Source organism: Pseudomonas sp. NUPR-002 (assembly GCF_056322725.1).
On record NZ_CM150476.1, the window covers coordinates 2,758,326 to 2,774,684 of the forward strand.

Here is a 16,359-nt window from a genome sequence, read left to right on the forward strand (position 1 = left end):
ATTACCTGGGTTGAAGGGCAGTGCGGGCGGAGCTTGCGGCCGGGCTGTACCTGAGCGTGCGGACCATCTGCGCATAGGCCACGCCCAGGCCGCCGATCGACCAGTACACCACGGGAATAACGGTGATGCTGCTGACGGTGAAAATAATCACCATGATGCCGACCAGTGTGGCCAGCAACGCTCGCCCGAGCTGTCGTTGTTCGTCGTCTTTGTCGGGAACCAGCAGCATGCTCTTGCGGATTGCCAGCAGGATAGTGACGAAGAACGCCACGAACAGCGTCATGCCCACCAGGCCAATCCGTAGTGCCAGGCCGATATAGGTGTTAACGATGTCGATAATGCCGCCGCCTTGCATCATCGACTGCATTTCCGGGGTGTTGCGAAAATCGAATGAACCGAACAACGGATTGCGCTGAATGACAATCCACGAGTTGTCGAGCAAACGCTCGCGGTAGGTGATGTTCTCCTTCTCAAGGTTGCCAATGAACGGCAGCATGTCGAGGATCTTTTCGCCGCCGGGCAGTACGCTCAGCAGCGGCAGCGAAAGCACGCCGACCAGCGCCAGCAGGCCCAGGCGCTTGACGGCGCTTTTGCCCGTGGCGACAAAGATGACAACGATAATCGCGGCGCCGATCCAGGGGCCACGTGACAACGGCACGACCAGCCCGGCGGCCAGCAGCAGGGCACCGAGGCAGCGATGCAGCGGGTTGCGCACATAGCCCTGAACGAACAGGAACAAACCAATCGCCACGCTCATCACGTAACCGAGGACAATCGCCTGCCCGGTGGTGGCGCTGGCACGCAATGAGCCGCCGCGGCTCAGGTAGCCGGACATTTCCCATTGCACGCCCATGGCTTCGAGCAGCCCGTTGTACAGCAACCAATGGCGCATGAACTCGGCGACACCGATCAGCGCCAGGACGAACGAGGCGAGCACGAACGCCAGCAAGGCATCCTTGAAGTCGCTGATGGTTTTCAGGGCGCGGCTGGCAACGTAATACGGCAAGAACACATCGACATACAGGTACAACACCTGGCGCAAGGTGTCGGTGATCGAGGTGTCGCGCAAGTACAACAGGATCATCAGCACTAGGCTTGCGGCCAGCACGCGGTCGGGCCAGGTGCGGCCAAAGGGCAGGGTATCGCTGCGTCTGCGCACGCTCAGGGCGACGGGCAGTAGCACACACAGGGTCAGCAGGCGGACGTGGTTCACATCCACCAGGTAATTGATCAGGCCGAAACCGGAGACCGGCACCATGGCCGGCGGAATGAGGAACAGCAATATGAAGAACAGCGCCATGGGATTGCGTTCACGGCGCCTGGCAAGGGTCAGCAGCACTGCAGCAGCGGCGGCGTACACCCAGAAGCTGTGAGACACAAATGCCACGATGGTCAAGACGAACCACAGATTGCGCCGCCGCTTGAAGTCGCTTAACGCAATCAGGTCGGTTGCCGGCCGCCGGGCCATGGCGAAGACCACGCCAGCCACAAGCAGAATGACGACAAGCGCACGTAAATGTTCAGGCATCGGCTATGGGCACCTATCCATGGGTGGATGACGGCTAGCATCATGGCTAAATGAAACTATAGTGACTTCTAGCCATTCAGTCAGGGATTGATTACATGACGGCGATTGATGTGTCACCACCTGCCAGCCTTCGCAAACGCGCCATTGGCGCCGGGGTCTGGAACCTGATTTCGCTGGTGGCGTCGCAAGCGATGCGCCTGGGCGGCAACCTGATCATCGCTCGCCTGCTGGTACCGGAAATGTTTGGTGTGATGGTCATCGCCACCACGCTGCTGGTACTCCTTCATTTGCTATCCGACGTGGGGTTGCGGCAAAACATCATCCAGAGCCAACGGGGTGACGACCCGCTGTTCCTCAACACCGCCTGGACAGTGCAACTGGTGCGCAGCGTCATACTGTTTGCCGTGGTCCAATTGATTGCGCTGGGGATGTGGCTGAGCCAGGCTGCGCAGCTGTGGCCCGCCGATTCCACCTACGCGGCGCCCGAACTGCCTTTGGTCATGGCAATCACTGGTATTTCGGCAATCATCTCCGGGTTGCAATCAACAAACATAGACGTCGCAGTGCGTTCTTTCCAACTCAAGCGTGTGGTGCTGATCGAATTGACGTCGCAGGTCGCCGGCCTGGTAGCGATGCTGGTGATCGGCTACCTGACCCGCTCGATCTGGGCGTTGGTGGTCGCCGGGCTGGTCGCCGCGCTGGTCGGCACTGTCCTTAGTCACGTAGCGCTGCACGGGCCAGGAAACCGTGTGCACTGGGACCGATCTGCTGCAGCCGAACTGGTTGCCTTTGGCCGCTGGATCCTGCTGTCGTCGATCGTTGGGGTACTGGCCATGTACGGCGACCGAATTGTTTTTGGCGCCAGCATGACGGCGGCGGAGCTGGGCGTTTACTCCATTGCCATCCTGATTCTCAACTCCATTCAAATGGGGCTGATGCGCCTGGTGGTGGGCGTGTCCTTGCCGGTATTCAGCGAAGCGGCGAGGGAAGGCGACAGCGAGCGCCTGAAAAGTCTCTATCATCGTTTCAGGCTGCTGGCTGACTTGGGCCTGTTGTTTATCGGTGGAGGGTTCCTGACCGCGAGCCCGATGCTCATCAACTGGCTGTACGATGAACGCTACGCTGGCGCCGGCCCAATGCTGGCTATACTGTCGTTATCGTTCTTCACCTTGCGCTATACCTTGGCTCACCAGGTCTGGATTGCCTTGGGACACACCAAGTACCAGGCCATGGATAACGTGATCCGGCTGGTTTCATTGTGGGTATTGCTACCGCTGTTGCTGACCATTGGGGGCGTGAACCTGGCGATCTGGGGCGTGGCGCTGCATACCTTCCCGACGCTGGTGCTGATTGTTTACGTCAACTGCAAACTCGGCTTCTTCGACCTCAAGCGTGAACTTGTCGTGCTGCCGATGATGGCGGTCGGCGCGCTGTGTGGACTGTTGGCGACGCGTTTCTTTGAATGGCTTTGATGTCTGGATAACTAGAACGACAAAGGTCTTGAGATCATGGGGAAGCTGCAGTTTTGTACTCCGCTGTTGAATCGCAGAGGCTTTCTGGGTCGGTGTGTCCTGTTGAGTGTAGGCGGGGCAGTGTTCGGCCTTTGCGGCGAGGCTGCGCGCAAACCTGTTGAACCTGAAACGGCCGGGTTTGTCCTGATCAACGGCTGGGTGTTGCCCGCTGAGCATTTTCGGAAAGCTCACGCATGATCAAGGACTATCAGGCGCAAAAAGCGCTGCGCGACAGCTATGACGTGTGCATCGTCGGTGCCGGGCCGGCCGGTATTACCCTGGCCTTGCAACTCGCACAGGCCGGCTGGCAGGTGGTGCTGATCGAGGGCGGTGGGCACGAATATTCGTCGCATTCGCAAGCGCTCTATGAGTGCGAGTCGACGGGTATTGATATGTTTCCCCATGAAACGCGCCTGCGCTATCTGGGCGGTACCTCCAATCACTGGGCCGGTCGCTGCCGTCCTTTTGAAGCGTCTGATTTTGCCGTTCCCCCGCCCGGCGAGTTGCCAGGCTGGCCGATCGACTATGCGCAGATCGAGCGCTATCTGCCTGCGGCCATGGCGATCGTCGACTTGCCGCAAGGTGCCGATTTCAAAGCGATAAACGTCGGCCTCAAGGGCGGGGAGTTCGATGCTGACCGCTTCCTGCTCAGCCCGCCGACACGTTTCGCGCAAAAGTATGCAACGGCCCTGGAGCAGACGCCGGGGCTGGATGTCTTCATCAATTGCAACTGCGTCGATCTGCAGTTCGATGAAGCCTCAGGGCATCTGACCGGTGTGCTGGTGTCTGACTACGAGCAGAATCGTGAACCGCTGCAGGCCAGTTACTTCGTACTGGCTACCGGGGCCATCGAGAATGCCCGGCAACTGCTCAACAGCGAATCGCTGGCAGACGCCGGCGTGATACGCAAGGAAGGGCTGGTTGGCGGGTGTTTCATGGAGCACCTGAACATCGAAATGGGCACCTTTATCCTCAGCAACGGCCAGGACACCGAGACTCGACAGTACTTCACCACCGATGCCTTTGTGGCGGAATACCAGGCAGGCAAAGGCAATGTCCTGGCTGAGGTGCTGTCGCAGGTTCGAACCTACGGCAGAACCGCGCAAGTGAAAAACTTCCTGGAAAACCTCGCCTGCGAAATGGGCGTTGCCAGCAAGATTGAATTCATCGCCAAGTTCAGTTGCCCGGGCGACGGCGTGCTCAGCACGCTGATCGAGCAGTTCCCCAGCCTGCAAAGCCGTGTTTCGCTACTCGACGAGAAAGACGCGCTGGGCGTGGCCAAGGTCAATGTCCATTGGGCGCTCAGCGATGGCGACCGACACACCATCAAGTGCATCGGCAGCGAAATGGCCAAGCAATTTGCTGCGATGGGATTGGGGTACGTCAAGCTCAACGACTTTGTCTACGACACGCAGCTCCCCCTGAAAATGGCGCCCCATGCCCACCACATGGGCACCACGCGGATGGCCGCTTCAGCAGAACACGGTGTGGTCGATGCGGACTGCAAGGTGTTTGGCACCGAGAACCTGTATGTCGCGGGCAGCAGCATTTTTGCCACTGGTGGCGCCTCAAACCCGACCATGCCGCTGCTGCAATTCGCGCTACGGCTGGCCGATCACCTCAATGACAAGATGAAGGCAGCGAACAGCCAGGCGGTGTGAGTCGTGCGGGATCAGGCTGGCGCTTCGACGGGCTGGCAGCTGCACGGTAGTAGCGGGTGAGTGCGGTTCGGTCAGCGCCTACAAGAATGAGACCGAATGCCACTCAGGGACAGTTCAGGGTGCTTTATTTGCGAGGGTAGCAGTATGTTTGGATGGATGCGGAGTGCTATGACGCAGTATGTCTACTCAACCGGGCGAGGAGGCTCAACCTACAGAAAGTTCTGCAAACCTGATGCGGGGGAATGGGGCAAGTACTTGAGCCGCTGGGGCAATTTTCACTCGGTGGGCACCAACGTTTTTATCAACCCCGGTTGCAATATCACGGACCCGAGGATGGTGCGTCTGGGCAACCAGGTCGGGTTGTCGGATTGCACCCTGATTGGCCACGATGCGGTCGTGCTCTTGCTGGGTTACCTGTATGACAAGCACCTCGACTCGGTAGGCTATATCGATGTGCGTGACAATTGTTATATCGGTCATGGTGCGATTGTCATGCCGCGGGTAACCATCGGCCCCAACTCGATTGTCGCCGCCGGCGCTATCGTCACTAAAGATGTACCACCGGGCACCGTGGTCGCGGGTAATCCGGCCAAGGTCATCTGTAGTACCGATGAGCTGTTCAAACGGGTTGAGGAACGCTGCGAGGCCTACCCGTGGAAAGACTTGCTCAAGCAACGCAAGGGTCTTTACGACGCTGAACTGGAACCGAAACTCGAAGCGTACAGACGCCAGTATTTTTTCGGGGAATGACACCATGCAGAGCAAGCCTGTCGATGTGCTGGTCGTCAATTTCAATACCGCGGGTTTGCTGCAGCCGATGTTTGACGCGTTGCGCCAGGCCAATGGCGAACAGCTGGCGAGTTATCTGGTGGTCGACAACGCCTCGGTCGACAACTCGCTGGAGCGTCTGGCCGAGGTGTGCCCCGAAGCATTCTTGCTGAGCAACAAGAACAACGTCGGCTTTGGCCGTGCCAACAATCAATTGCTCGACCATCTGCAAGGCAAGTATGCCTTGCTGCTTAACACCGATGCGTTTGTTGCGGACGACACCCTGGGTAAAACCATTGCCTATATGGATGAGCACCCGGAGTGTGGTGTGCTGGGGGTGCGTCTGGTCGGGCGCGACGGTGACCTGCAACCCTGTTGCCGCTACTTTCCGACACCGTTCAACATCTTCCTGTCACGCACCGGGCTCGACCGCTTTTTCCCGGGGCTGCAAATGGTCGACGAGATGGACTGGGACCATGCCTCGGTCCGTGAATGTGACTGGCTGCCCGGCTGCTTTTATCTGGTACGCCGCGAGGTGCTCGAACAGGTGGGCTTGTTCGATCCACGTTACTTCCTATATTTCGAGGAAGTGGACCATTGCAAGCGGGTCAAGGAGGCGGGCTGGAAAGTGGTGTACTACCCGCATACCACCGTGGTGCACATTGGTGGAGAAAGTTCCAAGGCGGTGACTGAACTGGAGGCCGCCAGCCGGCAGATCTCTACCTATCAAATCGAAAGCGAGCTGTTGTACTTCCGTAAGCATCACGGCCTGTCCGGGCTGTTGTTGCATCTGTTTCTGGTGAGTCTGGGTGATGGCGTGCTGGCCCTCAAGGCGCTGCTCAAAGGGCGCGGCTGGGCAGCGATCAAGGCCTGCTGGCGGCACAGCCGCGCGACCTGGTCGTTGTTGTTCGCAACTCGGTTCGCCAGTCAACCCACACGGTAGGTGAAGCCATGTTCGACAATATTCGTGCGGATTTACGGGCCCACGGTGGTGACTGGGGAGCCCAGGGCTTCTGGGCGTTGCTGGTGTATCGCTTCGGCCGCTGGCGCTACGGCGTGCGCTCGGCGCTGCTGCGCAAACTGTGCTCGCTGGTCTACAAAATACTGTTCAAGTTTGTCCAGATCATCACCGGTATTGAACTGCCGTGCGAGGTGGAGATCGGCCGCAACTTTGTCATCGACCATTTTGGCGGCATTGTCATCAGTGGCTATGCCAAGTTCGGTGATGACTGCCGTATCCGTAACGGTGTGGTGGTTGGCCTGAAGAACGTCAATGAACCGATCGCGCCGGTGTTTGGCAACAATGTCGATATCGGTGCCGGGGCCAAAGTGCTGGGCAACATTCGCATCGGCAACAACGTGGTGATCGGTTCCAACGCCGTGGTACTGATCGATGTGCCGGACAACTGCCTGGCGGTGGGTGTGCCGGCGACGATCAAGACGAAAAAGCACAGCGAAGCAGTGCAGTACTCATGAGTCAGCTGATTGGCCACGGTGGCCAATCGGTGGGGCCGTTGAACAGTGTTGAGCGAGGCGCAGGGTGACAGGCATCGGCGTAGTGGTGATTGGTCGCAACGAAGGCCAACGGCTGGAACGCTGCCTGGCCTCGTTGGCGGGGCAGGCGGACAAACTGGTGTATGTGGACTCCGGCTCCACCGACGGCTCTGTGCGCATGGCGCAGGCACGCGGGGTTGAGGTGGTGGCGTTGGACATGGCCCGGCCGTTTACCGCCGCGCGGGCACGCAACGAAGGCTTTGCCTGTTTGCAGCAGGTGTTGCCGGCGATGCGTTACGTGCAGTTTGTCGACGGTGATTGCGAAGTGGATGCCGACTGGCTGTCGACCGCGCAAGCCTTTCTCGACGCCCATCCGCAGGTTGCCGTGGTGTGCGGGCGTCGGCGTGAGCGCTTTCCGCAGCGCTCGGTATACAACTTGTTGTGTGATTTGGAATGGGACACGCCGGTCGGCCAGGCCAAAGCCTGTGGCGGTGATGCGCTGATGCGCGCCGACGCCTTTGCCGCCATGTCCGGGTACCGTGCCGACCTTATCGCCGGGGAAGAGCCTGAACTGTGTGTGCGCTTGCGCGCCAATGGCTGGCAGGTCTGGCGCCTGGCCGATGAAATGACCCTGCATGATGCCGGCATGACCCGCTTCAGCCAATGGTGGCAACGCAGCCTGCGCACCGGCTATGCCTTTGCCGAAGGTGCGTTCTTACATGGCGCGGCGCCGGAGCGGCATTGGCAGCGCGAGTCGCGCCGAGCCTGGCTCTGGGGCCTGGGTATCCCGCTGGCGATTGTCTTGGCCACGGCGCTGCTGGGCAGTTGGGGTTTGTTGTTGCTGTTGATTTACCCGTTACAGGCGCTGCGTCTGGCCCGTCGCGGTGATCGCTCGACACGCGAGAACTGGCTGCAGGCGGTGTTTCTGGTGCTGGGGAAATTCCCCGAAATGCTCGGGCAGGTGAAGTTCCTATTGAACCGACTCGGTGCCGGCAAGGCGGTTTTGATCGAGTACAAGTGAGATGCCTATGATTTATCGATCGATAGCGAAAAGTGTACTCACCTTGCATCCCGGCTATTCGTTGCGGGCGTTGAACAACAAATTCAAGTTGATGGTGCTGATTACCAGGGAGTGGTCTGACCTGACCGCCTTTTTACGGCGTATGTCGAACACCCTGGGTAACGACGGTTTTGAAAAACTTGGCATCGACAGCATTGGCGTGGTGCATTGGCCCTACATCAGCAAAAGCTGGAATGCCGATGAGCGGCTCGAAGCAGTGGCGTCGCACTATGAAGTGGTTGCCAAGCAGTTCCCGCCGCTGTTGCTGCTAGGGCGCGAACAGCACATGACCTTGTGTGACTTGTCGCGCTATTCCAGCGGTTGCACCCTGGTACTGGACCGGCCGATCTGGTTCCAGCGCGAAGGCGAGCTGGTGCTGAACATTTTTCAGGGTGAGGTACGCGTAGCGTCACTGGCCTTCACCTTGCGCCAGACGGAAACCGGGCTGTGTGTGTTCATCGGTGCGGTTCAGGGCATTCACAAAGGCATCGACAGCGAACGCTCACTGGCGATCTATCGCGACCTGACCAAGGACTTTGAAGGGTTACGCCCCAGAAGCTTTCTGATCGAAGCGGTCAAGTGCGTTGCCCGAGTCGTCGACGCGCAGACTATTTACGCCGTCAGTGATGCCTGCCGCCACCATCGGCATCACTATTTTGGCGTGGAAAAAGCCCAGGAACTGACGGCCAATTACGATGCTATCTGGCTGGAACATGGCGCCATTCCATCGACGCGCGAGGATTTTTTCAGCTTCCCCCTCACTTCATCGATGCGCTCGATGGAAGACATCGCGCCGAAAAAACGCGCCATGTACCGCCGGCGTCAGGCGTTGCTGGATGAGGTGTTTGGCCATATCGAGGCGGCGCTTGCGGCCAATGGCGAACAACAAAAAACCGCCTGAGCCAGGGCATTCATTACGCGGGTATTCAGTCGGGTTCCTATGCGAATTGCTTATTTCATCAATCAGTATCCCAAGGTCAGCCATAGCTTCATTCGCCGCGAAATTCTGGCCTTGGAGCGCCAGGGTGTGGACATTCAACGCATTGCCCTGCGCGGCTGGGACGCCGAGCTGCACGACGCCGAAGACCTGGAGGAGCGGGAGAAAACCCGCTACGTGCTGCAAGGCGGTATCAAGGGCCTGTTAAAGCCGGTACTGCAGGTGCTGCGTGCGCAACCACGGCGCTTTTTCGCCACCCTGTGGCTGGCCCTGCGTATGGGCTGGAGGGGCGATCGCCCCTGGCCTTATCATCTGGTATACGTCGCCGAGGCGTGCCAAGTGCTGGAGTGGATGCAGGCGTTTGGCGCCGAGCATGTGCACGCGCATTTCGGCACCAACTCCACCGAGGTGGTGATGTTGGCCAACGCCCTCGGCGGACCGGCCTACAGCTTTACCGTGCACGGTCCGGAAGAGTTCGATAAGCCGCAGTTCCTCTACCTGGGCGAAAAGGTCCAGCGGGCGGCGTTTGTTGCGGCGGTCAGCTCTTATGGTCGCAGTCAACTGTTCCGCTGGGTCGACCACGGTCACTGGGCAAAAGTCAAAGTCGTGCATTGCGGCCTGGAGCGCTCGTTTCATCAGGTTGATGCGGTTGCTGCACCCAGCGCGCCGCGGCTGGTGTGCGTAGGGCGCCTGTGCGAGCAAAAGGGCCAGCTTCTGCTGCTGGAAGCCGCGCGCAGGCTGGCTGCTCAAGGCGTACCGTTCGAAATCGTCCTGGCTGGTGATGGCGAGATGCGCGCGGACATCGAGGCGCTGATTGCCCGGCATGGCTTGCAGGCACAGGTGCGTATCACCGGCTGGATCAGCAGCGCGCAGGTGCGCGAAGAAATTCTCGCTGCGCGGGCCTTGGTGCTGCCGAGTTTTGCTGAGGGGCTGCCGGTGGTCATCATGGAAGCCATGGCCTTGCGCCGTCCGGTGCTGACCACCTATGTGGCAGGTATTCCGGAACTGGTGCGCGAAGGGGAGAGCGGCTGGCTATTTCCAGCCGGGGCCGTAGAGGAACTGGCCGTGGCCATGGCCGACTGCCTCGAACAACCGGCCGAGGCGCTGCAGCGCATGGGCGAAGCGGCCTATCAGCGCGTGTTGCAACGGCACGATATCGATACCGAAGCGGCCAAACTGGCCAGTTACTTCAAGGCATTGGCATGATGACCCTACTGACCTGGATGCTCAGTGCACTGGCATTGCTTGCGCTGTTGCCGGTGCTGGTGCTGTTCGCCCAGGTCGTGCTGGCCTGCCTGCCCAGCCGCGCGGCCGCACCGGTAAGCGCGCCGCGCCCGCGCCTGGCGGTGTTGGTGCCGGCCCATAACGAGTCCGCACTGATCGGCGCGACGCTGGCCAGCATTGCTGCGCAACTGATTGAAGGTGATCGGCTGCTGGTGGTGGCAGACAACTGTGATGACGACACTGCCGATCTGGCTCGCCTGGCAGGGGCCGAAGTCATTGGGCGCTACGATGAGCACTTGCGTGGTAAAGGCTATGCGCTGGACTTCGGCGTGCGCCATCTGGCGGCAGATGCACCGCAGGTGGTGATCATCGTCGATGCCGATTGCCAAGTAGGCGAGGGCGCCATTGACCTACTGGCCCGGCGCTGTATCGAGGCTGAGCGGCCAGTGCAAGCCCTCTACCTGATGCGTGCGCCGCAAGGCACGGGGCTGAAGGTGCAGATTGCCGAGTTCGCCTGGCGGGTGAAAAACCTCGTCCGCCCGCTGGGGTGGGCACGATTGGGCTTGCCTTGCCAATTGATGGGCTCGGGCATGGCGTTTGTCTGGCGCGACCTGGTGCTGGCCGACCTGGCCAACGGTCACCTGGTGGAAGACTTGAAGCTGGGCCTGGATTTCTGTCGCAGCGCCAAGCCACCCTTGTTTTGCCCGCAGGCCCAGGTGATCAGTTATTTCCCGGCTAATGATGAAGGTCTCAGTAGTCAGCGCACGCGTTGGGAGCACGGCCATTTGGGCGTGCTGCTGGCCGAGGTGCCAAGGCTGCTTGGGGCCTCGGTTGCCCGGCGTAACGGCAAACTGCTGGCCATGACCCTGGACCTGCTGGTACCGCCATTGGCGTTACTGACCCTGGCGTTGCTGGCCCTGTTCGTGGTGTCGTGGCTCGCCTTCTTGCTGTTCAAGGTATCAGCCCCGGCGCAGATCGCGACGGCAGCGATGGCCCTGTTGGGTGTCGCTGTGCTGCTGGCCTGGAGTCGTTTCTCACGCGAGCTGATCGCTTTTTCGGTGCTGATGTATGCACCCTTCTATGCGATGAAAAAGATCCCCCTGTATGTGGGCTTTCTGCTCAAACGCCAGGTTGAATGGGTGCGCTCGAAACGGGATGACCGCTGATGGACAACGTGACAGGACAACAGCGCTGGAAAGCCATTATCACCAAGTTGCGCGTGGTGCATGACAGTAGCGATGAGCAGGGCTTGATTGGCGCATTGTCGGCGCCACGCTCGGCAACGGTGCTGGGCTTCGTCAATGCCCATGCCATGAACCTGGTGGCCGGAAATGCCGACTATGGCAACGCACTGATGGCAGCCGATGTGTTGCTGCGTGATGGTTCCGGTATGGCCATTCTGTTTCGCCGCATCGGCCTGGCCCCCGGGCTGAACATGAACGGCACCGACTTGATTCCCAAGATACTGGCGGCGTTCAAGGGGCGGCGGGTGGCGTTCTGGGGCACCCAGGAGCCTTTCCTGAGCCAGGCCGCTCAGCGCAGCGAAGCCTTGTTCGGCGTACAGGTGGTATCGGTTGAGCATGGTTTTGCCGAGGCAGACACCTACATCGAGCTGGCGCAGCACCTGCAGCCGGAGTTGATTGTGCTGGGAATGGGTATGCCCAAGCAGGAGGCCATTGCTGCCAGGCTGGCGGCCGGTGGTGGGCCGTGCCTGATTATCTGTGGTGGGGCGATCCTGGATTTTCTTGGCGGCAAGGTCACGCGTGCGCCGCAGTGGTTGCGTCGATTGGGTGCTGAGTGGCTGTTCCGCTTGGTGAGGGAGCCAAAGCGCCTGTTCATGCGTTATGTGGTTGGCAATCCGTTGTTTCTGTTGCGCACCCTGCGTTGCACCAAGGCGACGATGGGCGGGGCGGCGCGCAGTTCCCGGAGCGCGTGAATCGGCCAAAAGCTATGGCAAGAGTGAATCAAACCGCCCACTCGGCTGGGTGCTGCTACAGTGATATCAAACGCCCTTGAGCAGTGAACACTAGATCGGGCGAGCTACGGTATCCCGCTTTCGGCGCCTGGGGTGTGTGGCGACTTCACTTGTCTGTTTGATTCAAAAGAGACATCCGTCGAGCTGACTCGTCGGGGTCTGAGCACACTATTGTTTGGCGTTGCAGTGTCAAACGGTGGTTTTTGTAGTCGTTGATCGTTGGGTTTTGATCGATTGTGTTTGAAAGGAAGGCGTTTGGTATCTCAAATTGATGAGGTCTGAGAATGGTTTTCGAACCCAGAAGCAGTCGTTCTCTACTCCAGCGAAGAAGCAGCGTCAGTAACGCCATTCAGGCGGGCCTCGACGGTATTGCGGTGACGGGTGTCGCCTGGTATCTGATCGTTGACCAGATCGGCTATATCACCTCCGACTACGTCATCATGCTGCTGTTGTTGATTGGCGCCCTGGCGGTCATCTATGACCACTATGCCATTTACCGCAGCAACGTCGGCCTCTCGATCAAGGCGTTCAGGTTGTTCAAGGCCTGGTCGGCAACCTTCTGTTTTCTGATGGTCATGGCGTTCCTGACGAAAACCAGCGAGAACTATTCACGGATGCTGGTCGGGCAGTTGTTTGTCATTGGCTACTTCGTGCAGCTGTTTTTGCATTTTGCTGTGCGCGAAGTGCAAAAGCGCTTCATGGCCAACGCTTACCGGATGGAAAACGCGTTGATCATCGGCGCAGGCGACCTGGCGAACTTTCTGCATCAGAAGATCAGTAACAACCCCTGGTTCGGCGAGCGTATTGTCGGTTGCGTGTTGCTCGATGAAGGGCAAGAGCGCGATAAAGAACACGCAGATGCCAAGCAACGCCTGTCGATACTTGGACACATTTCCGACCTTGATGAGATTGTTGCCCAGCATGGCATCCGTACCGTGTACCTGGTGACGCCGCTGGGTGGCTCTGAAGTGATCAACGAGGTGTACCTGAAGTTACTCGACAAGTGCATTTCGGTTAACTGGGTGCCCGACATCTTTTCGCTGCGCCTGATCAATCACAGTGTCCGCGAAATCGCCGGCATTCCGGTGCTGACCTTGTCTGAAACACCGCTGACCGGGATGAGCCTGTTCCTCAAGAACCTGGAAGACCGGGTGCTGGCAGCGCTGATCCTGCTGTTTATCTCACCAGTGTTGTTGCTGGTTGCACTGGCGATCAAGCTCGACAGCCCGGGGCCTGTGTTTTTCCGTCAGGAACGCATGGGCTGGACCGGCGAGTCTTTCCGTATCTGGAAATTTCGCAGCATGGTGGTTCATCAGCCGCAAGATGGAGTGGTCAAACAAGCGCAGAAGAATGACCCGCGCCTGACCCGGGTCGGCGCTTTCATTCGCCGTACCAGCCTGGATGAACTGCCGCAGCTGTTCAATGTGCTGACCGGAGAGATGTCCCTGGTCGGGCCGCGACCGCATGCGATGCAGCACGATACCCTGTACTCGCAGGATATCGTCGACTATTTCGCCCGCCACAACATCAAGCCTGGCATGACGGGCCTGGCGCAGGTGCGGGGGTTCCGGGGCGAAACCAAAGACATCGAGCAAATGATCCAACGGGTGGACTCGGATATCGAGTACATCAACAACTGGTCGTTGTGGCTCGACTTCGTGATTCTGGTGCGTACCTTGAATGCCTTTACGGGGAAGCAGGCTTACTAGAGCTATTGCGCCGCTGCATGCAAGGCGCGAAAGCTTTCAGCTTCTTCCACCAGCCAATCATGCACCGCCCGAGCGCTCGGGTGCGTGAGGCCGCCTGGCGGGTAAAGCAGCACGTAGCGTTTATGGTTGGCGATTGGCAGCCCGAACGGCACGATCAGCGTGCCGCGTTCCAGCTCGTCATTGAGCAGGGTGCGCCGGGCAATGGCCACGCCAATACCGGCAATGGCCGCTTCAATGGTCAAGTGGTTGCGGTTGAAGGTATGCCCGCGCCGCACATCCAGGCCACTGGCACCAATGCCTTCGAGGTAGAACTCCCATTCAGCGTATTCCGAACTGCCGCGCCAGGCGGTGATGTCGTGCAGCAAGGGAAAGTGCGCCAGGTCGTTCGGCCCATGCAGCGGCGGGCGGCCACGCAGCAGGGCAGGTGAGCAGACCGGGAATATCTGCTCATCGAGCAGCGGCGTCGAGTGCATGCCGGGGTAGCTGCCGTCGTTAAGGTCGATGGCCAGGTCGAAGTCGCCTTCACGTAAGGCCTGGCTGCTGTCTTCGGCCACCAGCCGCAGCTGGATGTCCGGGTAGCGCTGTTGCAGGCGCGGCAGGCGCGGGGTCAGCCATTTGGCCAGAAACGAGGGGATCGAACGCAAACGCAGGGTGCCGCGGATTTCACCGGCGTCCAGGCGCAACAGCTCGGCGTCGATGCTGCCATAAGCTTCGCTGACCGTTTGCGCCAGGCGTTGGCCCTCGGCACTGAGCTCGACGCCGCGGGCACGACGCAGGAACAGACGAAAGCCCAGGCGCTCTTCCAGTTGTCGGATTTGTTGGCTCACCGCGCCCGGCGTGATGTGCAGTTCTTCGGCGCAGCGGGTGAACGACAGGTGCCGCGCCGCACAGGAAAATACATGCAGCCAGACATACATCTGGCCATTCAACTGTCGTCTCATCGTTTAGTTCTGCTAAAGGCTTGCTTAGAAAGTTTCGTTGGTCAACGCCGAAGTCGCCGGGCAGTATCGCGCAACTTCGCGACACCCTTCAATTTTTTCAAAACGCTTCAGCGTGGCATTCGTCGCCTGAGCGTGCAGGCATTAGTATGGCTATCAGTGTTTTTGACCTTTTCAAAATTGGCATCGGGCCTTCAAGCTCGCATACCGTAGGCCCGATGCGGGCGGCTGCGACCTTCGCCCAGACCTTGCGTGGGCAAGGCCTGTTGGCGCAGGTCAGCCGTGTAGAGGTTCGCCTGTATGGCTCGTTGTCGGCGACTGGCGTCGGTCACGCCACCGACCGTGCCTGCCTGCTGGGATTGATGGGCGAGTGGCCCGACCAGATTGACCCGCAGCGCATCGACCCGCTGATCAGCCAATTGCAGGACAGCCAGGTGCTGTTGCTCGACGGTCATCATCCTGTCGCTTTCGACTGCGCGCGTGACCTGCTGTTGCTGGACGAGAGCCTGCCGTACCACCCCAATGCCATGACCCTGGAGGCCAGCAGCGCCACCGGTTCGTTGTTGCAGCAGACCTATTACTCGGTCGGTGGCGGTTTTATCGTTGAAGCGGCGCAAATCGGTGCTGCCAGCACCGGTGCTGCAGAAGTAAAGCTGCCGTATGACTTCAACAGCGGCGCCGAGCTGCTGGCCTTGTGCAAACAGCACCAGTTGCGCGTCAGCGAACTGATGATGGCCAACGAGCAGGCCTGGCGCCCTGAAGCCGAGGTGCGCAGCGGCTTGCTCAAGCTGTGGGCGGCGATGCGTGAGTGCGTGGACAACGGATTGCGCAACGAAGGCATCCTGCCCGGCGGGCTGAAGGTCAAACGTCGGGCGGCCAAGTTGCATCGCAGCCTGCAAGAGCTGGGTAAACCCAACGTCATCGGCTCGACCCTCAGTGCCATGGAGTGGGTCAACCTGTTTGCCCTGGCGGTCAACGAAGAAAACGCTGCGGGCGGGCGCATGGTCACCGCACCCACCAACGGCGCGGCGGGGATCATCCCTGCAGTGCTGCACTACTACATGAAATTCAACCCCGAGGCCTGCGACAACGACGTCGTCGATTTCCTGCTCAGCGCCGCGGCGGTGGGCATCCTGTGCAAGAAAAACGCCTCGATTTCCGGCGCCGAAGTGGGTTGCCAGGGCGAAGTCGGCTCGGCCTGTTCCATGGCCGCAGCGGGGCTTGCCGAGGTGCTGGGGGCTACGCCGATGCAGCTGGAAAATGCGGCGGAAATTGCCCTGGAACACAACCTTGGCCTGACCTGTGACCCGGTCGGCGGCCTGGTTCAAGTGCCGTGCATCGAGCGCAACGCAATTGCTGCAGTCAAGGCCATCAATGCTGTGCAAATGGCTCTGCGTGGCGATGGCGAACACTTCATTTCCCTGGACCGGGTGATCCGCACCATGCGCGATACCGGTGCCGACATGCATGCCAACTACAAGGAGACTTCGCGCGGCGGCCTGGCGGTCGCCTTTGTTGAGTGTTGAGGCAGGGTAGGAGCGGGCTTGCCCCGCG

General features: G+C 59.7%; 14 protein-coding genes. 12 read left to right on the forward strand and 2 right to left on the reverse strand.

Annotated features, from left to right (window positions below; genetic code table 11):
• Position 1 precedes the first annotated feature (1 nt).
• Positions 2–1,528 (reverse strand): O-antigen ligase family protein, encoded by a 1,527-nt coding sequence (locus tag ACVWSC_RS12535; RefSeq protein ID WP_442113947.1) that lies wholly within the window; start codon positions 1,526–1,528, stop codon positions 2–4.
• Between the two features lie 95 nt (positions 1,529–1,623).
• On the opposite strand from ACVWSC_RS12535, the gene ACVWSC_RS12540 reads away from it, so the two are divergent.
• From ACVWSC_RS12540 to ACVWSC_RS12590, 11 genes are all read left to right on the forward strand, one after another.
• Positions 1,624–3,000 (forward strand): oligosaccharide flippase family protein, encoded by a 1,377-nt coding sequence (locus tag ACVWSC_RS12540; RefSeq protein WP_442113948.1) that lies wholly within the window; start codon positions 1,624–1,626, stop codon positions 2,998–3,000.
• A gap of 233 nt (positions 3,001–3,233) precedes the next feature.
• Positions 3,234–4,700: an FAD-dependent oxidoreductase gene (locus tag ACVWSC_RS12545; protein WP_442113949.1), complete on the forward strand. Its 1,467-nt coding sequence runs from the start codon at positions 3,234–3,236 to the stop codon at positions 4,698–4,700.
• A gap of 144 nt (positions 4,701–4,844) precedes the next feature.
• Complete coding sequence (locus ACVWSC_RS12550) at positions 4,845–5,450, forward strand: acyltransferase (protein ID WP_442113950.1); 606 nt, start codon at positions 4,845–4,847, stop codon at positions 5,448–5,450.
• Between the two features lie 4 nt (positions 5,451–5,454).
• Positions 5,455–6,411, forward strand: a complete 957-nt coding sequence (locus ACVWSC_RS12555) for a glycosyltransferase family 2 protein (RefSeq protein WP_442113951.1) — start codon at positions 5,455–5,457, stop codon at positions 6,409–6,411.
• An 8-nt stretch (positions 6,412–6,419) separates the two neighbouring features.
• A complete protein-coding gene (locus ACVWSC_RS12560) occupies positions 6,420–6,944 on the forward strand; it encodes a serine O-acetyltransferase (protein WP_442113952.1) in 525 nt (174 codons plus the stop codon).
• A 64-nt stretch (positions 6,945–7,008) separates the two neighbouring features.
• Positions 7,009–7,983, forward strand: a complete 975-nt coding sequence (locus ACVWSC_RS12565; RefSeq protein ID WP_442113953.1) for a glycosyltransferase family 2 protein — start codon at positions 7,009–7,011, stop codon at positions 7,981–7,983.
• A 7-nt stretch (positions 7,984–7,990) separates the two neighbouring features.
• The gene (locus ACVWSC_RS12570; RefSeq protein WP_442113954.1) at positions 7,991–8,923 is read left to right on the forward strand and encodes a DUF535 family protein; all 933 of its coding nucleotides are present in this window, start codon (positions 7,991–7,993) and stop codon (positions 8,921–8,923) included.
• Positions 8,924–8,962: 39 nt separating this feature from the next.
• Positions 8,963–10,165 (forward strand): glycosyltransferase, encoded by a 1,203-nt coding sequence (locus ACVWSC_RS12575; protein ID WP_442113955.1) that lies wholly within the window; start codon positions 8,963–8,965, stop codon positions 10,163–10,165.
• On the forward strand, positions 10,162–11,349 hold the full coding sequence (locus tag ACVWSC_RS12580) for a glycosyltransferase family 2 protein (protein ID WP_442113956.1): 1,188 nt from the start codon (positions 10,162–10,164) through the stop codon (positions 11,347–11,349). Before ACVWSC_RS12575 ends, ACVWSC_RS12580 begins: the two co-directional genes overlap by 4 nt.
• A complete protein-coding gene (locus tag ACVWSC_RS12585; protein ID WP_442113957.1) occupies positions 11,349–12,119 on the forward strand; it encodes a WecB/TagA/CpsF family glycosyltransferase in 771 nt (256 codons plus the stop codon). The genes ACVWSC_RS12580 and ACVWSC_RS12585 overlap by 1 nt, the downstream gene beginning before the upstream one ends.
• Positions 12,120–12,442: 323 nt before the next feature.
• Positions 12,443–13,867: an undecaprenyl-phosphate glucose phosphotransferase gene (locus ACVWSC_RS12590; RefSeq protein WP_442113958.1), complete on the forward strand. Its 1,425-nt coding sequence runs from the start codon at positions 12,443–12,445 to the stop codon at positions 13,865–13,867.
• A 2-nt stretch (positions 13,868–13,869) separates the two neighbouring features.
• Here the strand turns inward: ACVWSC_RS12590 and ACVWSC_RS12595 are convergent, their stop codons facing one another.
• On the reverse strand, positions 13,870–14,808 hold the full coding sequence (locus ACVWSC_RS12595; protein ID WP_442113959.1) for a LysR substrate-binding domain-containing protein: 939 nt from the start codon (positions 14,806–14,808) through the stop codon (positions 13,870–13,872).
• A gap of 146 nt (positions 14,809–14,954) precedes the next feature.
• Between ACVWSC_RS12595 and ACVWSC_RS12600 the strand changes: the two genes are divergently transcribed.
• A complete protein-coding gene (locus ACVWSC_RS12600; protein ID WP_442113960.1) occupies positions 14,955–16,331 on the forward strand; it encodes an L-serine ammonia-lyase in 1,377 nt (458 codons plus the stop codon).
• Positions 16,332–16,359 lie beyond the last annotated feature (28 nt).